The organism is Roseibium sp., assembly GCF_050301095.1.
Lineage (GTDB): Bacteria > Pseudomonadota > Alphaproteobacteria > Rhizobiales > Stappiaceae > Roseibium.
In genome coordinates, this window is sequence record NZ_JBNKYW010000069.1 from 1 (window position 1) to 18,144 (window position 18,144).

The following is an 18,144-nucleotide window of genomic DNA, read 5'->3' on the forward strand; positions in this document are numbered from 1 at the left end:
GGCGTCCTGGAACTGTGTCACGAAGCGGAAATTGACGCTGTAGCCCTCACAGGCATTTCCGGAAAAGTCGTAGACCATGCGGCCGTTGAGACCTGCAATCCCGGAACTATCCTTGGAATCCCCCAGCTTCATGTCATAGACGGCTCGATGCGGCACGAGCTTGTGCCCCCCGATACCGGCTGCGGCGGCGGTTCCGGACAAGGACGCAAGGGTACCGGCCAGGGTCATGCCCATGCCGGCCAACGTCATGAAGTTCGGAACGCGTAACATCAAAAAACCTCGATTCTCGCACCGGTGGCCGACTGGCAATCTGAACCACCTTTGCCATTATGCCGCAAACGGACGCATTTGTTCCATTGAATACGCGGACAAGCATTCTCACTTCAAGCCCGCCAGACAACTTACAACAGCCTGTCGCAATTTGGCCTTGTCACCAATATCGAATTGCGCCAAGACAGCCGCAAGTCCTTTTCAAGCAACCGCGGCCATTTGAAACGAATGGCGGTTGCCGGTAGCCGGAGAAACGCATGAGCACGATCGAAGCCCGCCTGTCTGACCTCGGAATCACCCTTCCGGAGGCCGCCGCGCCCGCCGCGAACTACGTTCCCTTCGTCAGAACAGGCAATCAGCTGTTCATCTCCGGCCAGCTGCCGATGGAAAACGGCAAGCTGAAAGTGACCGGCAAGCTGGGCGGGGATCTCGCCATCGAAGACGGCAAGGCCGCTGCCAAGCTGTGCGCAATCAACCTGCTTGCCCAGGCAAAAGCTGCGACGGGTGACCTCGACAAGGTCACGCGGCTGGTCAAGATCGTCGGCTTCGTCAATTCGACTGCGGACTTCGGCGATCAGCCGCAAGTGATCAACGGCGCATCTGACTTCCTTGTGGAAGCCATGGGCGACAAGGGCCGTCATGCCCGTTCGGCCGTCAGTGCCGCCTCCCTGCCGTTCGGAGCGGCGGTCGAGATCGAAGCCATTTTCGAGATTGCAGACTGATTTTTTCCCGGCGCCCTCCTTTCGGGGGCGCCCTTCCTTCAAGAACGTTCATGACCCCTGCCCTTCAAGCCATATTCGCCCGCCCGATCGCCCATCGCGGCTATCACGATGCAGATAACGGTGTGATCGAGAACACGCCGACCGCCGTTCAAAAGGCTGTGGAGCGGAACTTTGCCATCGAAGTCGACGTCCAGGAGACCGCCGACTGTGAGGCACTGGTCTTTCACGACTACACGCTGGACCGGCTGGCGGAAGGAACGGGCAATGTCATCGCACAATCGTCGGCAGACCTGGTCCGCATCGGGATGAAGACCGGCACGGACAGGCTCTGGCTGTTGCAGGATCTTTTCGACCTTGTCGATGGCAAGGTTCCGCTCGTCATCGAGATCAAGTCCCTGCTGCGCCGGGACGCACAGGGCGATTTCGTGCGCAAGGTCGTCGACCAGGTCGCCGCCTACAACGGACCGGCCTGTATCAAGACATTCGACCCGGACATGCTGTCCCACGCCAGAGCCCATAACAGCAACGTCCTGCGCGGCATCGTCGCGGACAGGGCGGAACCAGGACCGGATTATTCCCTCCATGGACGCATGGACCGGTTCATCCTGCGCCATATCCTGCACGCACCGCGCACCCGTCCGAATTTCATTTCCTACGGCATCAAGGATCTGCCGATGCCCGGACCGAGCCTGATGCGGTCCGTGTTCAAGATCCCTGTGATGACATGGACGGTGCGCAACACCGAACAGCTGGAAAAGGCGGCGCGCTACGCGGACCAGATCGTTTTCGAAGGGTTCGACCCGGACAAGACAACCGTTTAAGAGAATTGATGCCGGATTGTCCGTCGGCACTTGCATGGCAACCCGGGAACGCTACATTTCGAACATGATGTTGAATCATGGTTCTCACTAGCGCATGACATCTTCCCCCACCCCGAACGGTGACACTCCGGCACCATCCGGAGAAGGACAAACCGTGTCCCTGCGGATCCTTTCCTCCCTGAAGGAGGTCTCCAGGGACGCATGGGACGGTGTGGCCAACCCGGGTTGGCTTCTGACAGGCCGGGGCAAGCTGTCCCGGGACGAACAATGCGCCCGCGTCAGCGACCTCGCGGCAGTGCTCGGCGATGAAGTTGACCTTCTTTCTGAGGAAACTTCTTTTAACCCCTTCCTTTCCCATGATTTTCTCGAGTCGCTTGAAGCTTCGGGATGTGTGGGGAACGCCACCGGTTGGTTGCCCCGCCACATGCTCCTGCAGGACGACACGGGCGCCGTTCTTGGCGCCGTTCCGGCCTATCTGAAGAGCCATTCGCAAGGCGAATATGTCTTCGACCACGGCTGGGCGGATGCCTTCTACCGGGCAGGCGGTGAATATTACCCGAAACTGCAGATCTCGGTGCCCTTCACACCGGCCACCGGGCGCCGGTTTCTCACCGGCCCCGGCATCAACCGGCAGGCGGGCATCCAGGCGCTGGCCGCTGGTCTCGTCCAGGTCTGCCAGCGCACAGGCGCCTCGTCCGTCCACGCGACGTTTCTGACCAGGCCGGAATGGGACTTCCTCGGCGACCTCGGATACCTGAGAAGGACCGATCAGCAGTTCCACTGGGAAAACCAGGGTTACGAGAGTTTCGACGCATTTCTTTCGGACCTTGCCTCCCGCAAGCGCAAGGCCATCCGGAAAGAACGCAGGGAGGCCCTGAGCGCAGACGGGATCGAGGTGGAATGGGTTACCGGTTCGGACCTTACCGAAGCCCATTGGGACGCGTTCTATGAATTCTACATGGACACGGGCGGGCGCAAATGGGGCCGGCCCTATCTCAACCGTACGTTCTTTTCCCTGATCAACGAGCGGCTTGCAGAGCGCACGCTGCTGGTTCTGGCCAAACGCCACGGGCGCTACATTGCAGGCGCGCTCAACTTCATCGGGTCAGACACCCTCTTCGGACGGCACTGGGGCTGCACGGAACACCACCCGTTCCTGCATTTCGAACTCTGTTACTATCAGGCCATCGACTTTGCCATTGAACGCGGCCTGAAACGGGTGGAGGCCGGAGCACAAGGCGCACACAAGCTCGCCCGGGGCTATCTGCCCACCACGACCTATTCCGCTCACTGGATCGCCCACGAAGGACTTCACGAGGCGGTTGCCGATTTCCTGGAACACGAGCGGGTTGCCGTGGAACGCGAGAACGAGGCCCTGGCGGAACACGCGCCCTTCAAGAAAGACACCTAGCTTACGGACCCATTGTATTGTCCACGACCTAGAGGATCAGCTGCATCTCATATTGCTGAAGCAGCGTCTCCGCTGCGAAACGGTCAAGAAAGGCATTCAACCCGCGCGCCACTTCGTCAACGTTCACGAAGACCAGATGGTCCACCTTCACGGATGCTCCCAGTGCGCGCAGCAATGCCGTTCCGCCCCCCTGCCTGCGATGGCCCTTGTGAACAGCGATCTGGGCGACCGCGCCGTCCTTGTAAACCGCTCCCCAGCCGATCAGTTCACCGTTCCGGCGCAATCCCAGCACAGAGATTTGGTCCGCGAGGGCCGTCAGCGCCCCGAGGCTGTTTTGCGGCGTTGGCAAGACATCGAAATAACTTGTTGTGTCTCCCGGCACCGCATCGAGCGCCAGCGGTGCGACCGACCAGCCTTCCGGCATCGGCACCTCCAATGCGCTCTTGGGAAGTTTGCAGACCCGCAAGGTGCGCTTCTCGCAAAACCCGAAAGACCTGTAGGCCTCGACCGCCCTGGAATTGTTCGTGATGACCTCCAGTTGAAGACCACTGGCCTTGCTTGCGGTTTGAGCCTTGATGACCGACTGAAGCAATTGCCGCGACAACCCCTTGCGGCGGTGTGCCGGATCGGTTCCGACCGAAAGGGTATAGGCCCTGTTGCCATAAGCCGGGTTCGGCGGACTGGAATACCAGAAAGCCGCAATTTTCTTGCCGCTCCAGGCAACAAAGGAGTGAGCGGGAGAGAAACCGCGCTGACGCTGAAATTCTCGAAACCCGTCCTCACTCATTTTCGTGGGGACGACATAGTCTGAAAAGGCGGCGTTGGTCGCGGCACAAAGCTGCTCCGGAAAAAGCCCCCGGCAATCGGTGATCTGATACGTCATGGCAAAAAACGCCTGCCGGCGTCAGGATCCTTCGTAAATCGCAATGCAGCGTATGAAGAGACAATTCCAGAGAACCGCAGCCGCCTCGAGACCGGCGGCTGCAGCCGCAGTGCTTTTTGCCGACCGCTCAACCGAACGTATCGGCAACGTCATACATGACCGGCTCGAAATGCTTGCAGAGCGCACCAATACGGCGATTGCGTTCGCGCATCTCCGGCGTTCGCAGCATCGCCAGGAAGTCCTCCCGACGGCGCCACTGCGAATAATTCGCAATCCGGGTCTGGGCATCGTTCACATGCAGCCCGGCTCCGATAAATCCAGGCTGATGCTGGATGAAGTTGTGGTAGGCGTCTTTCAGTTCCTCCAGAAGGTCGTAGCAGGTTCCAGGTGTCATTTCGAAAGTCGTGATGACGGTCTGGAAATCCGTATCGCTGGAAATCTCGGGCATGACACTTCTCCTCGGCCTTTTCCAAAGAGGCTGGCACGTTTTTTAAGTTCCTGCAATATCAGCATGAATGCGCACGAATTCACGCCTGCCGGTTTACGGACCTTCTCCTGACCCGTCTGGTCCCGCAGTGGAATCGCGGTTCTGCTGAAGTCACTTCACCACGTCGATCCCTTCCACCTGCATGGCGTCGACGGCCTGCAGGGCAAGCGACAGCAGCTCTTCGTAATGACTGCTTCTGGAACTGCCCCTGCGCCAGACGAGAAACATGGTCCGCTGCATGGCAATGCCCTCCACCTTTTTCAGCAGCAGGTCCGGTTCCTTGCCGAACTCGCTGGCGATATAGGCTGCGGGGAACAGCGCAAGGCCCATGCCGATGGAAGCCATCTGGCGCATGGCGTCCAGGCTCGTTCCTTCGTAGTCCTGACGGAACTCCGCCCCGGCAGCGCGGGCCAGCGCCTGAACATCATTGTGAAGCCGGAAGCCCTGTCCAAGGGCCAGAAGCTTTTCACCGCGCAACATTTCTACCGGGATCGACTTCAATCCTGCGAGCGGGTGCCCCCTGGGCACCGCCAGCGAAACGCTTTCCGTACAGAGCTCCCGCGCCACCCGGTCAACTGCCGGCACGATATCCGGGGTCACGATGCAATCGAGCGTCCCGGCGGCAAGGCCCCCCTCAAGCAGGTTGGGACGATCTTCGCGAATGTATAGCTCGAGTGCGGGGAACGCGCGTTTGAGGATCGGCAAAAGGAACGGCATGAAGTACGGGCCGAAGGTGGGCGAGACACCCAGCCTGATCAATCCACCGAGATTGGACCGGCCCGCCTGGGCAACGGTCACAATTTCGTCGAGGTTCTCCAATGCCTGCCGGGCAAGCGGCAGAAGGCGTTCACCGGCAGCCGACAGGCTGATGCCGCCACTGCCCCGCTCCAGCAGTGTGGCTCCCAGTTGATCCTCCAAAAGCTTGAATTGAGAGGATAAAGTCGGTTGCGACACATGACATTTTTCCGAAGCCCGGCCGAAATGAAGCGTTTCGGCCAGCGCAATGAAATACTCGAGTTGGCGTGGTGAAGGCCGATAGCGCATTGGGAACACTCAAACGATAGATTTTCTCTATCATAATAATTCAAACAATGTATTTCATCTATTTCGAGTTGACCACCATATTTCGATTGTCAGCGGAAACGCAGACGAAAACGAGGAGATAGGTGATGTATAACCGTTTGAAATCCCTGCGCAATCAACACAGCACACTGGACAGCCTGATCCGTCGCGAAGAAATGCATTCCTTTCCGGACACGGTGCACATTCGCTCGCTGAAGAAGTTCAAGCTGCGGCTGCGGGACGAGATCCAGCGGATTGAAGACGGACTTTCCAGAAGACGGCCGGTTTGCTGACCCGTTTGCCAGACTAAGGAAAGGACTACGCTCATGCTTCCCCTTTGGCCGCTATTTGTCCCGCCTGCCTTGCAACCGGTCATGACCCGGCAGGCGCGCTTGCAGGATCTTGATGCCCGAATGGCGTCTTATCTCGCAGACAAACAGGCAACGGGCACCGCCAGCCCCACGGTGCTCGACAATGTCAGATCCGCAAAGACCGCCGTCCAGCGGGAAATGGCCACACGTAGCTAAGCGCTCTCCGGAAATCTGTCGTCCGGATTATGTATGGCCCAAGCTGGACCGAACCCGCCCGCACAGGCCTCGCGGGCGGGTTTTCCTTTTCCGAAGCCTTTTTCCATTGCCTTGCCAGACCGGCTTTTTCACAATGGTGGAAACAAAAGCTCCGGGAACGCCCCATGACCTCCTCATCCTATTTCGCCCCCAGTGGCGGACATCCGCCGCAAACCCAGCTGCTGAGCGATCGTGCAGTCTTTACAGAAGCCTATGCGGTCATCCCGAAAGGCACGATGCGCGACATCGTCACCAGTTTCCTGCCCTTCTGGGACAAGACGCGGCTGTGGGTTCTCTCTCGCCCCCTTTCCGGTTTTGCTGAAACCTTCTCCCAGTACATCATGGAAGTTCAGCCCGGCGGCGGCAGCCAGAAGCCGGAGCCGGACGAGGAGGCGGAAGCTGTCCTGTTTGTGGTCGAAGGCAGCATGACGGTCGTAATCGAAGGCGATCTGCACCTGATGGAGGAAGGCGGGTATGCCTATCTGCCCGCCGGCTGCCACTGGACCTTGAAAAACGAAAGCAGCGGGCCGGTGCGTTTTCACTGGATCCGCAAGGCTTACGAGGCCGCGGAGGGCCTGGAACACCCCTCTGCCTTCGTCACCAACGAAAAAGACATTGCCCCTACCCCCATGCCCGGAACGGATGGCAAATGGGCTACAACACGCTTTGTCGATCCGGAAGACCTGCGTCATGACATGCATGTCACCATCGTCACGTTCGAACCGGGCGCCGTCATTCCCTTCGCCGAAACCCATGTCATGGAACACGGGCTTTATGTGCTGGAGGGCAAGGCTGTTTACCGGCTCAATCAGGACTGGGTGGAAGTGGAGGCCGGCGACTACATGTGGCTCAGAGCCTTTTGCCCGCAGGCCTGTTACGCGGGTGGTCCGGGAAAGTTCCGTTACCTGCTCTACAAGGACGTCAACCGGCACATGAAACTCAAGCGGGCCTGAGAACGCCAAGGGCTTCGGAAAATGATTCCGCTTTCAATCGCAAAGCTCTGAATTTACTTTTGAATATCGTTCAGCAAGCCGTAGAAAAAACGAGGCGGCCGATGGCCGCCTCCTGACTTCACATCTGAAGGTGATGCCTCATTGCGCGGGAACCGGTGACGTGTCTGCTGTCGCCGCAGGCTCCGTTCCCGCATGGTCTTTCTTCGGCGGCCGCACTCTGAAGAAAAGGGCATAGAGCACGGGAGCGGCGATCAGGGTGAGGATCGTGGCAAAGGCCAGACCACCCATGATGGTGACCGCCATGCCCCGGAAAAAGGCATCCGACAACAATGGCGCCATGCCGAGGATCGTGGTGATCGCCGCCAGCATGACGGGCCGCATGCGCGACACGCATGCTTCGACGATCGCTTCGTATTTCTCCCGGCCCTCGCGGATCAGAAGATCGATCTCTTCCAGAAGCACGATGGCATTCTTGATCAGCATGCCCGACAGGGACAGGAACCCGAGCAGCGACATGAAGCCGAAAGGGGTATCCGTTGCCAGCAGGGCAATTGCCACGCCATTGATCGACATCGGCACCATCAGCCAGATGATCAGCGGCTGGCGGACCGCGCCGAACAGCAGGATCGAGATGATCAGCATCACCAGGAAGCCGAGCGGCAACTGTGCGCCGAGCGATGCCTGGGCATCGTTGGTGCTCTCATATTCGCCGCCCCACTCGAGTGCATAGCCCGCCGGCAAATCCATGGCCTCGATCTGGGGTCGCACCCTTGCCAGGGCGGCGGATGCCGTTTCCCCCGCCGTCGTCTCAGCCTTGACGGTCAGCGTGCGTACCCGGTCGCGCCGATGGATCAAGGTATCCTGCGGCTCCATATGGAATTCACGCACCACCTGATCCACCGGAATGTAACGGCGCTGGTTGGCACTCCAAACAAGGGAATCCGCCACGCTTTCGTTGACGGAGATACCCTCCTGCCCGGCCCTGCGGGCCACGATCGGAATGCTCTCGTCGACGTCCCTGTAGGCACCGACACGCACGCCTTCGGTCGCGAACTGGAGTGACAGCGAAAGCTCCTCACGGGTAACGCCGGAAATCCGCGCCCGGTCTTCATCAAACACCGGCCGGACAACAAGTTCCCGCTGCCGCCAGTTGGTGTTGACGTCGGCCAGCCTGTTTTCAGGCAGTGAGAAAACCGCCTCGGCTTCATCCGCCAGACGTTTCAGGACATCGGCTTCCGGTCCGGAGAACCGTGCTTCGATCTTTGCCCCGCCGCCGGGTCCGAAGACAAGACGTTTGGTGATGATCTGGGCGGAGGGAAACCTGTCGGCAAACGTCTTGCGAAGATCGAGCGCCAGCATGTCTATGTCGTCCCGGCTGCGTGCGCGGATGATCATGTGCCCGTAAGCCGGATTGGCGTCTTCCGGCGCATAGGTCAGCATGAAACGCGTCGCCCCGCCACCGGCAAAGGTGGTGACGGTTTCCACACGTTCATCGGCAAGCACATGTTTTTCCATTTCCTTCAGGTCCGCTTCCGTGGCCCGGATGTCGGTGCCCTGCGGAGCCCAGTAATGGATATAGAAAATCGGTGTGTTACTGTCCGGGAAGAAGGCCTGTTTCACATTTCCGAAAGCCATCACACAGACAACGGTGATGCCCACAAGGCCTGCAATGGTCAGCAAACGCGCGTGCAGCGATCCGATCAGTATTTTCCGGTAGATCGTGTAAAGAAGCCCCTTGTAGGGATCGTGCCCCTCTAGGTCTCCCGTTGCCGACCGGAAGAAATACTTGCCGAACAGCGGTGTGACCGTGACGGCGAACACCCAGGACAACAGCAGTGAGATACCTATCACCGCAAAAAGCGAGAACAGGAACTCACCGGTCGCGTCAGGCGACAACCCGATGCCCGAGAAAGCCATGATGCCGATGACCGTTGCACCGAGCAACGGCCACATGGTCTGCGCGACCACCCGGCTGGCTGCTTCGATGGCCTTCTGACCGCGCTGCATGTTGATCATCATGCCTTCGGCCACGACGATGGCATTGTCGACCAGCATGCCCATCGCAATGATCAACGCCCCAAGGGAGATCCGCTCCATCTCGATTGCAAAAATACGCATGAAGAGCACTGTCGCCATAACGGTCAGAAGCAGCACCGTCCCGACGACGACGGCTGCACGCCAGCCCATGAAAAGGGCCAGCACGCCGATCACGATGACGACGGAAGCGGCCAGGTTCAGGATGAAGCCATTGACGGACTCGTCCACGACGACGTTCTGCTCGTAGATCGGATGGATCTGCATGCCGACCGGAATGCGGGCTTCGATGGCAGCCAGTTTCCGGATCACACGCTCACCGACCTCGACGATGTTCGTTCCCTCGATCTGCGCAACCCCGATCGTCACCGCTTCATGACCGCCGTGCCGTATCAACCGGCCCGGGCGCACCGGTTCGCCCAGTTCAAGCGTCGCGATATCGGACAGGCGGATCATGGCGGTCGAGCCGGGTCGACCGATAACAAGATCCTGTATGCCCCGGAAGTCCTCAAAGGCAGAAGCAGTCATCAGCCGGATGCGCTTTTGCCCCGAGACACCGGAACCATTGGTCTGGATCCGGTTTTCCGCATCCAGCACACCGATGATGTCGGACATGGACAGACCGAGACCTGCCATCTTGTCCTGATCGATGTTGAGGTAGATGACATCCTCAGGCTCACCGGCAACCTCGACCTTGCCGACGCCCTCCACCGTCAGCAGCTCCCGCCGGATGCGCTTTACGGTCTCGCGTATGTCCCGGTTGGTGTAACCGTCGGCGGTGAAGGCATAGAAGAGACCGTAGACGTCGCCGAAATCGTCGTAGACGAGCGGTGTACCCGCTCCGGCGGGCAGATTGCGTTCCTCGTCGGTAACCTTTCGTCGCAACTCGTCCCAGACCTGCGGCAACTCCGTGCCGTCATAGGTCGGCTTGATCTCCACGCTGATGCGCGACAGGCCGGGTTCCGACACGGAGGTGATCAGATCCAGCTGGGGCATCTGCTGAATGGCGGTTTCGAGGACTTCGGTAACCTCGTTCTCCACTTCCGCCGCGGTCGCCCCTGAATAGGAGGTGATAACCTGTGCCTGTTTGATGGTGAAAGCCGGATCTTCCAGGCGTCCGACCGTCGTAAGCCCCCAGAGGCCGCCGAGCAGCGCCATCAGGACGATCATCCAGGTGTTGACCGGTTTTTCGATGGAATAACGTGCAATATCCACGGGTCTGGATCCTTGTCTCGTCCGTGCGGGATCAGTTCAGACGACGTACGATCTGGCCGTTGCTGAGATAGGCAACGCCCGCGGATACGATTTCGTCACCGGCCTTGAGGCCGGATTTGACGGGGATGTAGTCCCCCATCACTGTTCCGATCTCGACAGGTTGCTTGCCGACCGCGCCGGAGCCAGCATCAAATGCCCATACGAAGGACTTTCCGTCTCCATCGACAGCCACCGCACCCGAAGGCACCAGGAACTCCTCGCCAAGTTCAAGTCCTTCCGGCAGCAGCTTGACAACAACGGAGGCCGTCATACCGGGAAACAGCTGCTCCGCCCCCTCCCGCGGCATGGAAAGCGTGACCCGGTAGGTCTGGGCAACCTCATCCACCTGAGTGGAGTGTTCCCGGTATTTCAGCGGAAACAGCTTGTCCCCGTAAGCGGGAAATCTCGCATCGATGGACGCCACCTCGGATTCGGTGACGCGGCCGAACAGGGCTTCGGCGACATTGATGTCGACCTGCACTTCGGAGACGTCATGCAGACGGACGACCGGTGTTCCGACACCGACAGTGGTGAAGTTCTCGATCAGTCTGACGGAGACGATCCCGTCGAAAGGCGCGCGCAGCTCGGTATAGACCAGGTTCTGCCTGGCCTCCTTCAGTTGTTCGACGGCAAGATCATAGACGTTCTTCTGCTCGTCATAGGCGGACTGTGAGATGACCGAACGTTCGCGCAGCGTTTCCAGGCGATCCAGTTCCCGCTTGGCCTGATCCTGCCGGTATGTGGCTTCGCGCACGGCGCGGTCATAATCGGTCGTGTCGAGTTTGGCGATCAGATCACCTTTCCTGACCGGCTGGCTTTCCAGAACTGGAAGCTGAACCAGTTTTCCGGGAACCTGAAAGGACAGGTCCACGGTTTGCACCGCTTCCACACGACCGGCAAACCGGCGCTCGACAAGGCCGATCTGATCCGTAACGGTGAAAATCTTTGCCGGCCTTGGCGCCGCGTGCAGTTTTGCTTCTGCCTCGGAAACCGGATCGGAGGCTTCATCCTGGCAGGCGGCCAGGACAAGGGCAGCGAACACCAAACCGGCCCAGCGGCGAAGTGGGCCCTTGCTTGCTTCAAACATGAGGGTCATTTGTCCTACTTGCTGACTTCATCGAGGCGCTGACGGAGGTCCGCGAACACTTGCGCGCGCTCTTCTTCCGAAAACACCGAAACACAATGGGCTTCTGAAAAATGCAGCCCCTCCAATGCGGACCAGATGGCCCAGGCCCTGCCCGCCTCCGTCACTTCGGCTGCTATCGCCGCCTTCAGACGCGACTTGACCCCAATGAAAGGCTCGCTGAGATCCGGACGGTCCGCCTTGGTCGCAAGCATGGCCTGCGCCACGTCCCGCCGGTCGTGTAACCAGCCTTCGGTCACATCGATCATGGCGGACAGTGTGGGGCACGGAGACGACAGATGACGTTCACGAACAAAAGCCACTTCCGTCTCGAACTGTCGCGCCAGGAATTCGACCATTCCCGTGATCAGTGCGTCCTTGGTCGGAAAATTGTACAGAACGCCGCCCTTGGAAAAGCCGCTTTCCTCGGCGACCGCGTCAATGGTCAGGCCCTGCGCACCAGATCGCCTGATGACATCCAGTGCCGCATTCAGAATTTCGCTTTTTGAATCCTGGGAATTCCGGGCCATGCGTCCAGTCAAGCTCCAAACCGTCCAGTCAGTACAGTTGGCGCTTCTAAACCGTCCAGCCGGTATAGACAAGTACAAAGCGATTTGGAGCCTGTACCGCACCGCATTCAGCGGTCCAACCGTGAAAGCGGCATGTCAGCTGCGAGGAATCAAGGTCCGGCAAAGGGCAGGAAGGGTCAGGCTGCCTTGGTGGCAGCCTCTTCGGCCGCGGAGGCTTCCGCAGACAGGCGCTCCCGGTCACGCGCCTCGTCTTCGACGCGTGCTGCGAATTCGATGAATTCGTCAGCAGGCATCGGCGGGGCAAAATAGTACCCCTGCGCCGCAGTCACTCCCAGTTCGAGCAACCGGTCGATCTGCTCTTCAAGCTCGACACCTTCAGCGATAATGCCCATGCCAAGGTTGTCTGCCAGTTCCACCATGGAATCCACGATGGTCGTGGAACTGTCGTCCAGTCCAATCGTATCGATGAACATCTTGTCGATCTTGATGATGTCGACACCCAGCTTCTGCAGGTAGGCCATTCCGCCATGGCCCGTGCCGACATCGTCCAGCGCCACGCGAACGCCAAGTGCCTGCAGCTCCGCTATGATCTTGCGTGCGAGTTCCATGTCCTCCAGCGGATGGCGTTCCGTGACCTCCACGACGATCTGCTGGAAGGAGATGGACGACTTCTCGAAGATGGACTTGACGTCGGTGACGATCTCGCGGTCGAGGAAGTGACCGGCAAAGAGGTTGATCGACAGTTTCAGATCCGGGTTCTCGCCATAGAGTTCCCCGATTTCATCGGCAGAAACCCGCATGATGTGCCGGGTCATATCGAAGATGTGGCCATTGTTTTCGGCATAGGCCATGAATTGCCCAGGAGAAATGACCATGCCGTTCGGTCGCCGCCAGCGCATGAGCACTTCGCAGCCCCGAAGCCGGTGTGTCTCGATATCCATGACCGGCTGGTAGTAGGGAATGAATTCGCCATTGCGGATGGCTGCAATGAATTCGTCGTTCGCCTCGCTCTCCGGACGCCAGGAAAGCCATACACCAATGGCAACAAACAGCAGCGCAACGCCGCCACAAGCTGCCGCGGCGACGACCTTCAGATCCTGAACCATCTGCTTGGCTGCCGACATCGGTGCACTGACGGTTGCCCGGAGTGGATAAAGCTCGGATGCGACTTCCACCGACAACGTATCCTCCGCCCCCGTCTCTTCCGAGTTATAACCGCCAACGCTGTACCAAAGCAGGTTGTCGCCAAGACGGAGTTCGGCCCTTCGGTATGACCGGAGAAACTCAGGTCCCGGATCCATTGCGATGACTGCCGGCGTCACTTCCGCAAAGAGCCTGGTGCGATCCTTCAGGTCCCAGCTGATCACGGCGGCACGGGCACCAAGGTAATTGCGGTCGAGCATGCCAATTCCGACAAGCGGCCCCTCGTCGCGGAGCGGCGGCAGGATGGTTTTTCCTGCAAGTTCACGGTCGGGAATAATGCACATGCGCTGTCCGGCTGCATCTGCCAGACCGAGAGCGTCGATCATTCCGTGTTCGACGATCTGCTGTTCGAATATGACCCGGTCTTCGGCGCTGCAAGTCTGGACATTGTCCCGGTCCAGACGTTGCAGCAAGGACACGGTTGTGCTGATGGCTTCCTCGGCCCGGTGGATCGTGGCACTGCCCATCGCTTCCATTTCGGTGACGGCGCGCCGTTCGGCATATTGGTTGAGGATGATATTGATCGCAAACAGCGGCGTTGTCGCCAGCACAAGGGCGATCATCACCGTCTTTGCAAAACCAATATACCGGAAGGACAAAATGCAGGCCCGTCGTTGAATAACCTCATCCCGACAATCGCCTATCTGGGTAAACAAGGACTGAATGAACCCGGACCGCAAGCGCGCCCGCAGGCCGCTTCTTGTCCAAATTTCAGCCTTCGCGGCGGAAATTCATGACGGAGATACGCCTTGCATGGCCCAGAATGCTGCAGGAACCAGCAAGACGCGGAAAGGAGCGACAAAAACAGCCCCATTTTCTTCGCGAAGGATTTAAGCTTTCATCCAGATCAAGGCCGCAGCGCGCGCCGACTGCTTTAGTGCGCGCCGAAAGCAGCTCATTGCCTGAAGGGAGACCCTCATGGAGGCATTGTTTATCGGACAAGCCTATATCGACGTTACATTTCTGACCGACCGCCTGCCGACGGGAGACGAGAAGACGATTGCCCAGGACTACGCAATCAGCTTCGGAGGCAATGCGGTGACTGCTGCGTTCTGCTGCGCCAAACTCGGCTGCAAACCGGACCTTCTGTGCTCACTCGCTGACGACTGGCTGGCCCGTATGTTCCTGGACATGGCGGCCGCCTACGGAATTTCCGTTCACGGCCGCAAAGTTCGTGAATCCTCCCTGTCTTTCATCATGCCCAAGGGCGGAAAACGCGCGATTGTCCGTTGCCGTGACAACGAATTTCTCCACCCGTTCCCTCCGCTGACGATTGCCGGAATGAAAATGCTTCATCTGGACGGTCACATGCCGGATGCGGCCCTCCATTATGCGGCCACCTGCAAGAATCTCGGGATCACGACGTCGCTAGACGGCGGCGCGATCCGGGAAAACACCGACGAGCTTCTGGAACACATCGACATCGCCGTGGTTTCCGAGCGCTTCTGCGAGCAGCTCGGCAAGTCGACCGGAGAAACGCTGAACTACCTGCGCTCGAAGAATTGTCCGGTTGGCGCGGTTACTCTCGGCGAACACGGCATGGTCTGGTACGAGGCCGGCGGCCCCGACAAGGTGCTGCCCGCTCTTAACGTACCTTTGGAAAAAGTGGTCGACTCCAATGGGGCCGGCGACGTGTTCCACGGAGCCTATATCGCATCCTGCCTGCGCTGGCCGGAACGCAGTTGGGATCAGCACTTCCGGTTTGCGCGTGGCGCTTCCTCCCATGCCATTCAGCATCTCGGCAACGAAGCCAGCCTGCCGAGCGTTGAAGACGTGGAGCGGGCCATGACGGTTTTTCCTGAAAAGGACGCAGCCTGACGGGATTTCCTGATCGTGTTTCGAAGAACGGGGACAGGTTGGCACCTTGCTTCGACCCCAAACATAAAGCAGAGTATGCGGGCATAATTCCAATGGAGTTTCAATGATGTTTTCCCGTGCCCCACGGCTAGGCGCCGGCCTGGCAACAGCTGTCAGCCTTATCGTTGTGCAAGCCAGTCCGGCCCTTGCCTTCGATCCGAGCGGCAATGCCGTCGCCGATGCGTTCCTCACCTTGCTCGATTCCGAGGACGGTACCGTTCAAAGCTATGCGTCCGTGGAGGAAACCGGCAATACGGTCACCATCAAGGACCTTCTGATCACCAATGAGGACAAGGACAACGTCAAGGTCACGATTGGAAGCACGGCCCTCACGGACGGCGTGGTTCAGGACAACGGTCGCCTCAAACTCGGCAACCTCGGACTGGAAAAGCTGAAACTGACTGCCGATGACGGCGGCATGACCCTTGAAAGCCTCAGTGTCAGCGACTTGCTGCTCCCCTCCGCGGATGAGGCCAAGGACGGCAATTCGCCGGTCAATCCGGGCTACAGGGTTCTTGAGATCAATGCCGTTCAGATCAGCGACGAGGACGGCAAGGTTGCCGATGTCGACAAGATCTATTCCTCCATCGACAGTATGGACGGCGACCTGCCCACATCAGGCCAGTTTGCGATCACCGGTGCCAAGATCGACGTCAAGCAGCTGGAAGCAAAGGAAGCGACATCCCTTACCGAACTCGGCTATGAAACCCTGAATTTCAGCGTGTCGGGGTCCGGAAAATGGGATCCGGACGCCGCAACGCTCGCTATTCCGGAGCTCAAGATCGACGCTGAAAATGCTGCGAGCCTGTCGCTGTCGCTGTCACTCGGCGGTGTAACCCGTGACGTCGTTACCCAGCTCAACGACAAGACCAAGAAGCCTGAAGAGGCCATGGCGCTGGTGCAGAACGTCTCGATCGAAAATGCGAAGATCCGCCTGGACGACGCCTCCCTGACAGGGCGCATCCTGGACCAGGAAGCCAAGAAGGCAGGCGTCGAGACCCCGGTCTTCGTGTCCGGCCTGACCGGCAGCCTGCCGATGATGCTTGGAATGCTTCAAAACAAGGAACTGGAAGCGCAGGTGGCCAAGGCCGTGACGGATTACCTGACCACGCCCGGATCCCTGGAGATCACCGCGGCTCCCGGCACGCCGGTTCCGGTTTCGCAGATCATGGGCACGGCCATGCTGGCTCCGCAGATGATCCCGCAAATCCTGTCGGTAGCCATTACCGCGAACCAGTAGGACAGGTTTCAGAGCATGAAAAAGCCCGGGCACTTGACCCGGGCTTTTTTTGAAGTGAGGCCTACTTCAGGCGGCCGCTTCCTTGCGGTTCTGAAACTGGAGCTCGCAGAGACGGCGGTAGATGCCGTCGTGATCGAACAATTCGTCGTGGGTGCCGCTCTCCACGACCTTGCCCTCACTCATGACGTGGATCTGATGTGCATGCCGGACCGTGCTGAGCCTGTGAGCGATCACAAGGGTCGTCCTGCCTTTCGTAAGAGTTTCCAGCGCCGACTGGATCTTGGCTTCCGACTCGGCATCGAGCGCCGAGGTGGCTTCATCAAGCAGCAGGATCGGCGCGTCGCGCAACATGGCCCGCGCAATGGCGATGCGTTGCCGCTGGCCGCCCGAGAGGTTGTTGCCCCCCTGCCCGGCCCGGGTGTTGTAACCCTGGGGCAATTTCTCAATGAAGTCATGCGCGTTCGCTGCCTTCGCCGCCGCGATGATATCGTCTTCGGTGGCCTCCGGCCGCCCCAGCTTTATGTTTTCACGAACACTCAAGTCGAAAACGAACCCGTCCTGGCTTACATAGGCGATCTGACCACGCAAGGATTTCTGGGTAACGTCCCGGAGATTTTGACCGTCAATGACAATCTCACCGGATTGCGGGTCGTAAAATCTCTCGATCAGGGCAAACACGGTCGATTTACCCGCCCCGGAGGCGCCGACAAGCGCGGTCATCTTGCCCGGCTCGGCAATGAAGTTCGTACCGTGAAGGGCCGCGCTTTCCCCGTAGGAGAATACGACATCGCGAAATTCTACCTTGCCTTCGCCCACTTCCAGGTCCGTTGCATCCTCCGCGTCCTTCAAATCGGGCTTGCGGTCGACAAGTTCATACATCATGCGCAGGCCGACAACTTGCTTGCCGAGATTGACATTCAAACGTGCCAGCCGGCGAGCCGGGTCGTAGGCCAGAAGCAGCGCCGTGATGAAGGAGAACAGGGCGCCCGGGTCCTGTCCGAGGCCGATGACGGAATAGCCGCCGTAGAAGATGACCAGTGAAATCGCAATTCCGCCAAGCGTATCCATCAGCGGTGATGTCCGGGCGGTAAGCGAGGCAATCTTGTCCGCCTGCCTTTGAACATCCAGGACGTCGCCTTCCATGCGATTACGCATTGCATCTTCCATTCCGTAGGCCTTCACGACGCGAATGCCGAGCACCGTTTCCTGCTGCGTGGCGCCAATCCTCGCGTTGGAAACCACCTGCCGCTTCACATATTGCTTCACCCGGCGCACCAGGACGGCGACGCCGACGACGGCCGGCGGCATCGTGAACAAAGCGAAGAGGCTCAGAAGCGGGTTCTGGAAGATCATCACGAACGTGAGGCCGATGAGCGTCAGAACATCCCGGCCGAGTGAAACGATAATGAGGTCAAGAGTTGAACGTGTTGCGCCGACGCCCTGACCGACGCGCACACCGATTTCCGCAAGAGAGTATTTGTCGAAATAGGATTGATCCTGCCGGATCATGTGATCGAACATCCGGCGCGTGAGGTCGGATATGATCTGGTTTCCAACACGGGAGAGGACAACCATCTGTCCGTAGGTCGCAGCGCCTTTCAGGCTGAAGATCACGAGAACGGTAACCGCGATCACGTAGACCATCGCCTCGTCCTTGTTGACGAAGACTTCGTTGACGACGTCGCGCATGATCCAGGCGCTTGCCGCGGTCGTCGCCGCGATCATTCC

The 18,144-nt window shown here is 59.1% G+C and carries 17 protein-coding genes; 8 read left to right on the plus strand and 9 right to left on the minus strand.

What is annotated here, in order from left to right:
• The coding region (locus tag ACQY7U_RS06430; protein WP_428642969.1) for an EipB family protein at positions 1 to 270 on the minus strand (270 nt) is incomplete at its 3' end.
• A 257-nt stretch (positions 271 to 527) separates the two neighbouring features.
• Between ACQY7U_RS06430 and ACQY7U_RS06435 the strand changes: the two genes are divergently transcribed.
• The 3 genes from ACQY7U_RS06435 (at position 528) to ACQY7U_RS06445 (ending at position 3,224) form a co-directional block, all read left to right on the plus strand.
• A complete protein-coding gene (locus ACQY7U_RS06435) occupies positions 528 to 992 on the plus strand; it encodes a RidA family protein (protein ID WP_428642970.1) in 465 nt (154 codons plus the stop codon).
• 50 nt (positions 993 to 1,042) lie between these two features.
• The gene (locus tag ACQY7U_RS06440; RefSeq protein WP_428642971.1) at positions 1,043 to 1,813 is read left to right on the plus strand and encodes a glycerophosphodiester phosphodiesterase family protein; all 771 of its coding nucleotides are present in this window, start codon (positions 1,043 to 1,045) and stop codon (positions 1,811 to 1,813) included.
• A gap of 94 nt (positions 1,814 to 1,907) precedes the next feature.
• Positions 1,908 to 3,224: a GNAT family N-acetyltransferase gene (locus ACQY7U_RS06445; protein WP_428642973.1), complete on the plus strand. Its 1,317-nt coding sequence runs from the start codon at positions 1,908 to 1,910 to the stop codon at positions 3,222 to 3,224.
• Positions 3,225 to 3,252: 28 nt separating this feature from the next.
• On the opposite strand, the gene ACQY7U_RS06450 is transcribed toward ACQY7U_RS06445, so the two are convergent.
• From ACQY7U_RS06450 to ACQY7U_RS06460, 3 genes are all read right to left on the minus strand, one after another.
• Positions 3,253 to 4,107: a GNAT family N-acetyltransferase gene (locus tag ACQY7U_RS06450; RefSeq protein WP_428642974.1), complete on the minus strand. Its 855-nt coding sequence runs from the start codon at positions 4,105 to 4,107 to the stop codon at positions 3,253 to 3,255.
• 127 nt (positions 4,108 to 4,234) lie between these two features.
• Positions 4,235 to 4,555, minus strand: a complete 321-nt coding sequence (locus ACQY7U_RS06455; RefSeq protein WP_428642976.1) for an antibiotic biosynthesis monooxygenase family protein — start codon at positions 4,553 to 4,555, stop codon at positions 4,235 to 4,237.
• A 150-nt stretch (positions 4,556 to 4,705) separates the two neighbouring features.
• Positions 4,706 to 5,638 (minus strand): LysR substrate-binding domain-containing protein, encoded by a 933-nt coding sequence (locus tag ACQY7U_RS06460; protein ID WP_428642977.1) that lies wholly within the window; start codon positions 5,636 to 5,638, stop codon positions 4,706 to 4,708.
• A 125-nt stretch (positions 5,639 to 5,763) separates the two neighbouring features.
• Between ACQY7U_RS06460 and ACQY7U_RS06465 the strand changes: the two genes are divergently transcribed.
• The 3 genes from ACQY7U_RS06465 (at position 5,764) to ACQY7U_RS06475 (ending at position 7,175) form a co-directional block, all read left to right on the plus strand.
• Positions 5,764 to 5,949: a YdcH family protein gene (locus ACQY7U_RS06465; RefSeq protein ID WP_428642978.1), complete on the plus strand. Its 186-nt coding sequence runs from the start codon at positions 5,764 to 5,766 to the stop codon at positions 5,947 to 5,949.
• A 33-nt stretch (positions 5,950 to 5,982) separates the two neighbouring features.
• Complete coding sequence (locus ACQY7U_RS06470) at positions 5,983 to 6,183, plus strand: hypothetical protein (protein WP_428642980.1); 201 nt, start codon at positions 5,983 to 5,985, stop codon at positions 6,181 to 6,183.
• A gap of 164 nt (positions 6,184 to 6,347) precedes the next feature.
• Positions 6,348 to 7,175, plus strand: coding sequence for a bifunctional allantoicase/(S)-ureidoglycine aminohydrolase (locus ACQY7U_RS06475; protein ID WP_428642981.1), 828 nt, complete (start codon positions 6,348 to 6,350; stop codon positions 7,173 to 7,175).
• A gap of 138 nt (positions 7,176 to 7,313) precedes the next feature.
• On the opposite strand, the gene ACQY7U_RS06480 is transcribed toward ACQY7U_RS06475, so the two are convergent.
• The 4 genes from ACQY7U_RS06480 to ACQY7U_RS06495 form a co-directional block, all read right to left on the minus strand.
• Positions 7,314 to 10,424 carry an efflux RND transporter permease subunit gene (locus ACQY7U_RS06480; protein WP_428642982.1) on the minus strand — a complete coding sequence of 1,037 codons (3,111 nt, stop codon included), beginning with the start codon at positions 10,422 to 10,424 and terminating at the stop codon, positions 7,314 to 7,316.
• A 31-nt stretch (positions 10,425 to 10,455) separates the two neighbouring features.
• On the minus strand, positions 10,456 to 11,550 hold the full coding sequence (locus tag ACQY7U_RS06485; protein ID WP_428642983.1) for an efflux RND transporter periplasmic adaptor subunit: 1,095 nt from the start codon (positions 11,548 to 11,550) through the stop codon (positions 10,456 to 10,458).
• Positions 11,551 to 11,564: 14 nt separating this feature from the next.
• On the minus strand, positions 11,565 to 12,116 hold the full coding sequence (locus ACQY7U_RS06490; protein ID WP_428642984.1) for a TetR/AcrR family transcriptional regulator: 552 nt from the start codon (positions 12,114 to 12,116) through the stop codon (positions 11,565 to 11,567).
• Positions 12,117 to 12,292: 176 nt separating this feature from the next.
• Complete coding sequence (locus tag ACQY7U_RS06495) at positions 12,293 to 13,882, minus strand: EAL domain-containing protein (RefSeq protein WP_428642985.1); 1,590 nt, start codon at positions 13,880 to 13,882, stop codon at positions 12,293 to 12,295.
• 355 nt (positions 13,883 to 14,237) lie between these two features.
• Here ACQY7U_RS06495 and ACQY7U_RS06500 point away from each other — a divergent pair, with 355 nt between their 5' ends.
• Positions 14,238 to 15,137 carry a sugar kinase gene (locus tag ACQY7U_RS06500; RefSeq protein WP_428642986.1) on the plus strand — a complete coding sequence of 300 codons (900 nt, stop codon included), beginning with the start codon at positions 14,238 to 14,240 and terminating at the stop codon, positions 15,135 to 15,137.
• 103 nt (positions 15,138 to 15,240) lie between these two features.
• Positions 15,241 to 16,416, plus strand: a complete 1,176-nt coding sequence (locus tag ACQY7U_RS06505) for a hypothetical protein (RefSeq protein ID WP_428642987.1) — start codon at positions 15,241 to 15,243, stop codon at positions 16,414 to 16,416.
• Between the two features lie 66 nt (positions 16,417 to 16,482).
• On the opposite strand, the gene ACQY7U_RS06510 is transcribed toward ACQY7U_RS06505, so the two are convergent.
• Positions 16,483 to 18,144 (minus strand): ABC transporter ATP-binding protein (locus tag ACQY7U_RS06510; RefSeq protein WP_428642988.1); only part of this gene is annotated, 1,662 nt, incomplete at its 5' end.

Coding starts and splice junctions, on each gene's coding strand:
- ACQY7U_RS06470 (WP_428642980.1), top strand. CDS start 5,983: ATGCTTCCCCTTTGGCCGCTATTTGTCCCGCCTGCCTTGCAACCGGTC.
- ACQY7U_RS06475 (WP_428642981.1), top strand. CDS start 6,348: ATGACCTCCTCATCCTATTTCGCCCCCAGTGGCGGACATCCGCCGCAA.
- ACQY7U_RS06440 (WP_428642971.1), top strand. CDS start 1,043: ATGACCCCTGCCCTTCAAGCCATATTCGCCCGCCCGATCGCCCATCGC.
- ACQY7U_RS06465 (WP_428642978.1), top strand. CDS start 5,764: ATGTATAACCGTTTGAAATCCCTGCGCAATCAACACAGCACACTGGAC.
- ACQY7U_RS06505 (WP_428642987.1), top strand. CDS start 15,241: ATGATGTTTTCCCGTGCCCCACGGCTAGGCGCCGGCCTGGCAACAGCT.
- ACQY7U_RS06450 (WP_428642974.1), bottom strand. CDS start 4,107: ATGACGTATCAGATCACCGATTGCCGGGGGCTTTTTCCGGAGCAGCTT.
- ACQY7U_RS06490 (WP_428642984.1), bottom strand. CDS start 12,116: ATGGCCCGGAATTCCCAGGATTCAAAAAGCGAAATTCTGAATGCGGCA.
- ACQY7U_RS06435 (WP_428642970.1), top strand. CDS start 528: ATGAGCACGATCGAAGCCCGCCTGTCTGACCTCGGAATCACCCTTCCG.
- ACQY7U_RS06460 (WP_428642977.1), bottom strand. CDS start 5,638: ATGCGCTATCGGCCTTCACCACGCCAACTCGAGTATTTCATTGCGCTG.
- ACQY7U_RS06445 (WP_428642973.1), top strand. CDS start 1,908: ATGACATCTTCCCCCACCCCGAACGGTGACACTCCGGCACCATCCGGA.
- ACQY7U_RS06500 (WP_428642986.1), top strand. CDS start 14,238: ATGGAGGCATTGTTTATCGGACAAGCCTATATCGACGTTACATTTCTG.
- ACQY7U_RS06495 (WP_428642985.1), bottom strand. CDS start 13,882: ATGATCGCCCTTGTGCTGGCGACAACGCCGCTGTTTGCGATCAATATC.
- ACQY7U_RS06485 (WP_428642983.1), bottom strand. CDS start 11,550: ATGTTTGAAGCAAGCAAGGGCCCACTTCGCCGCTGGGCCGGTTTGGTG.
- ACQY7U_RS06455 (WP_428642976.1), bottom strand. CDS start 4,555: ATGCCCGAGATTTCCAGCGATACGGATTTCCAGACCGTCATCACGACT.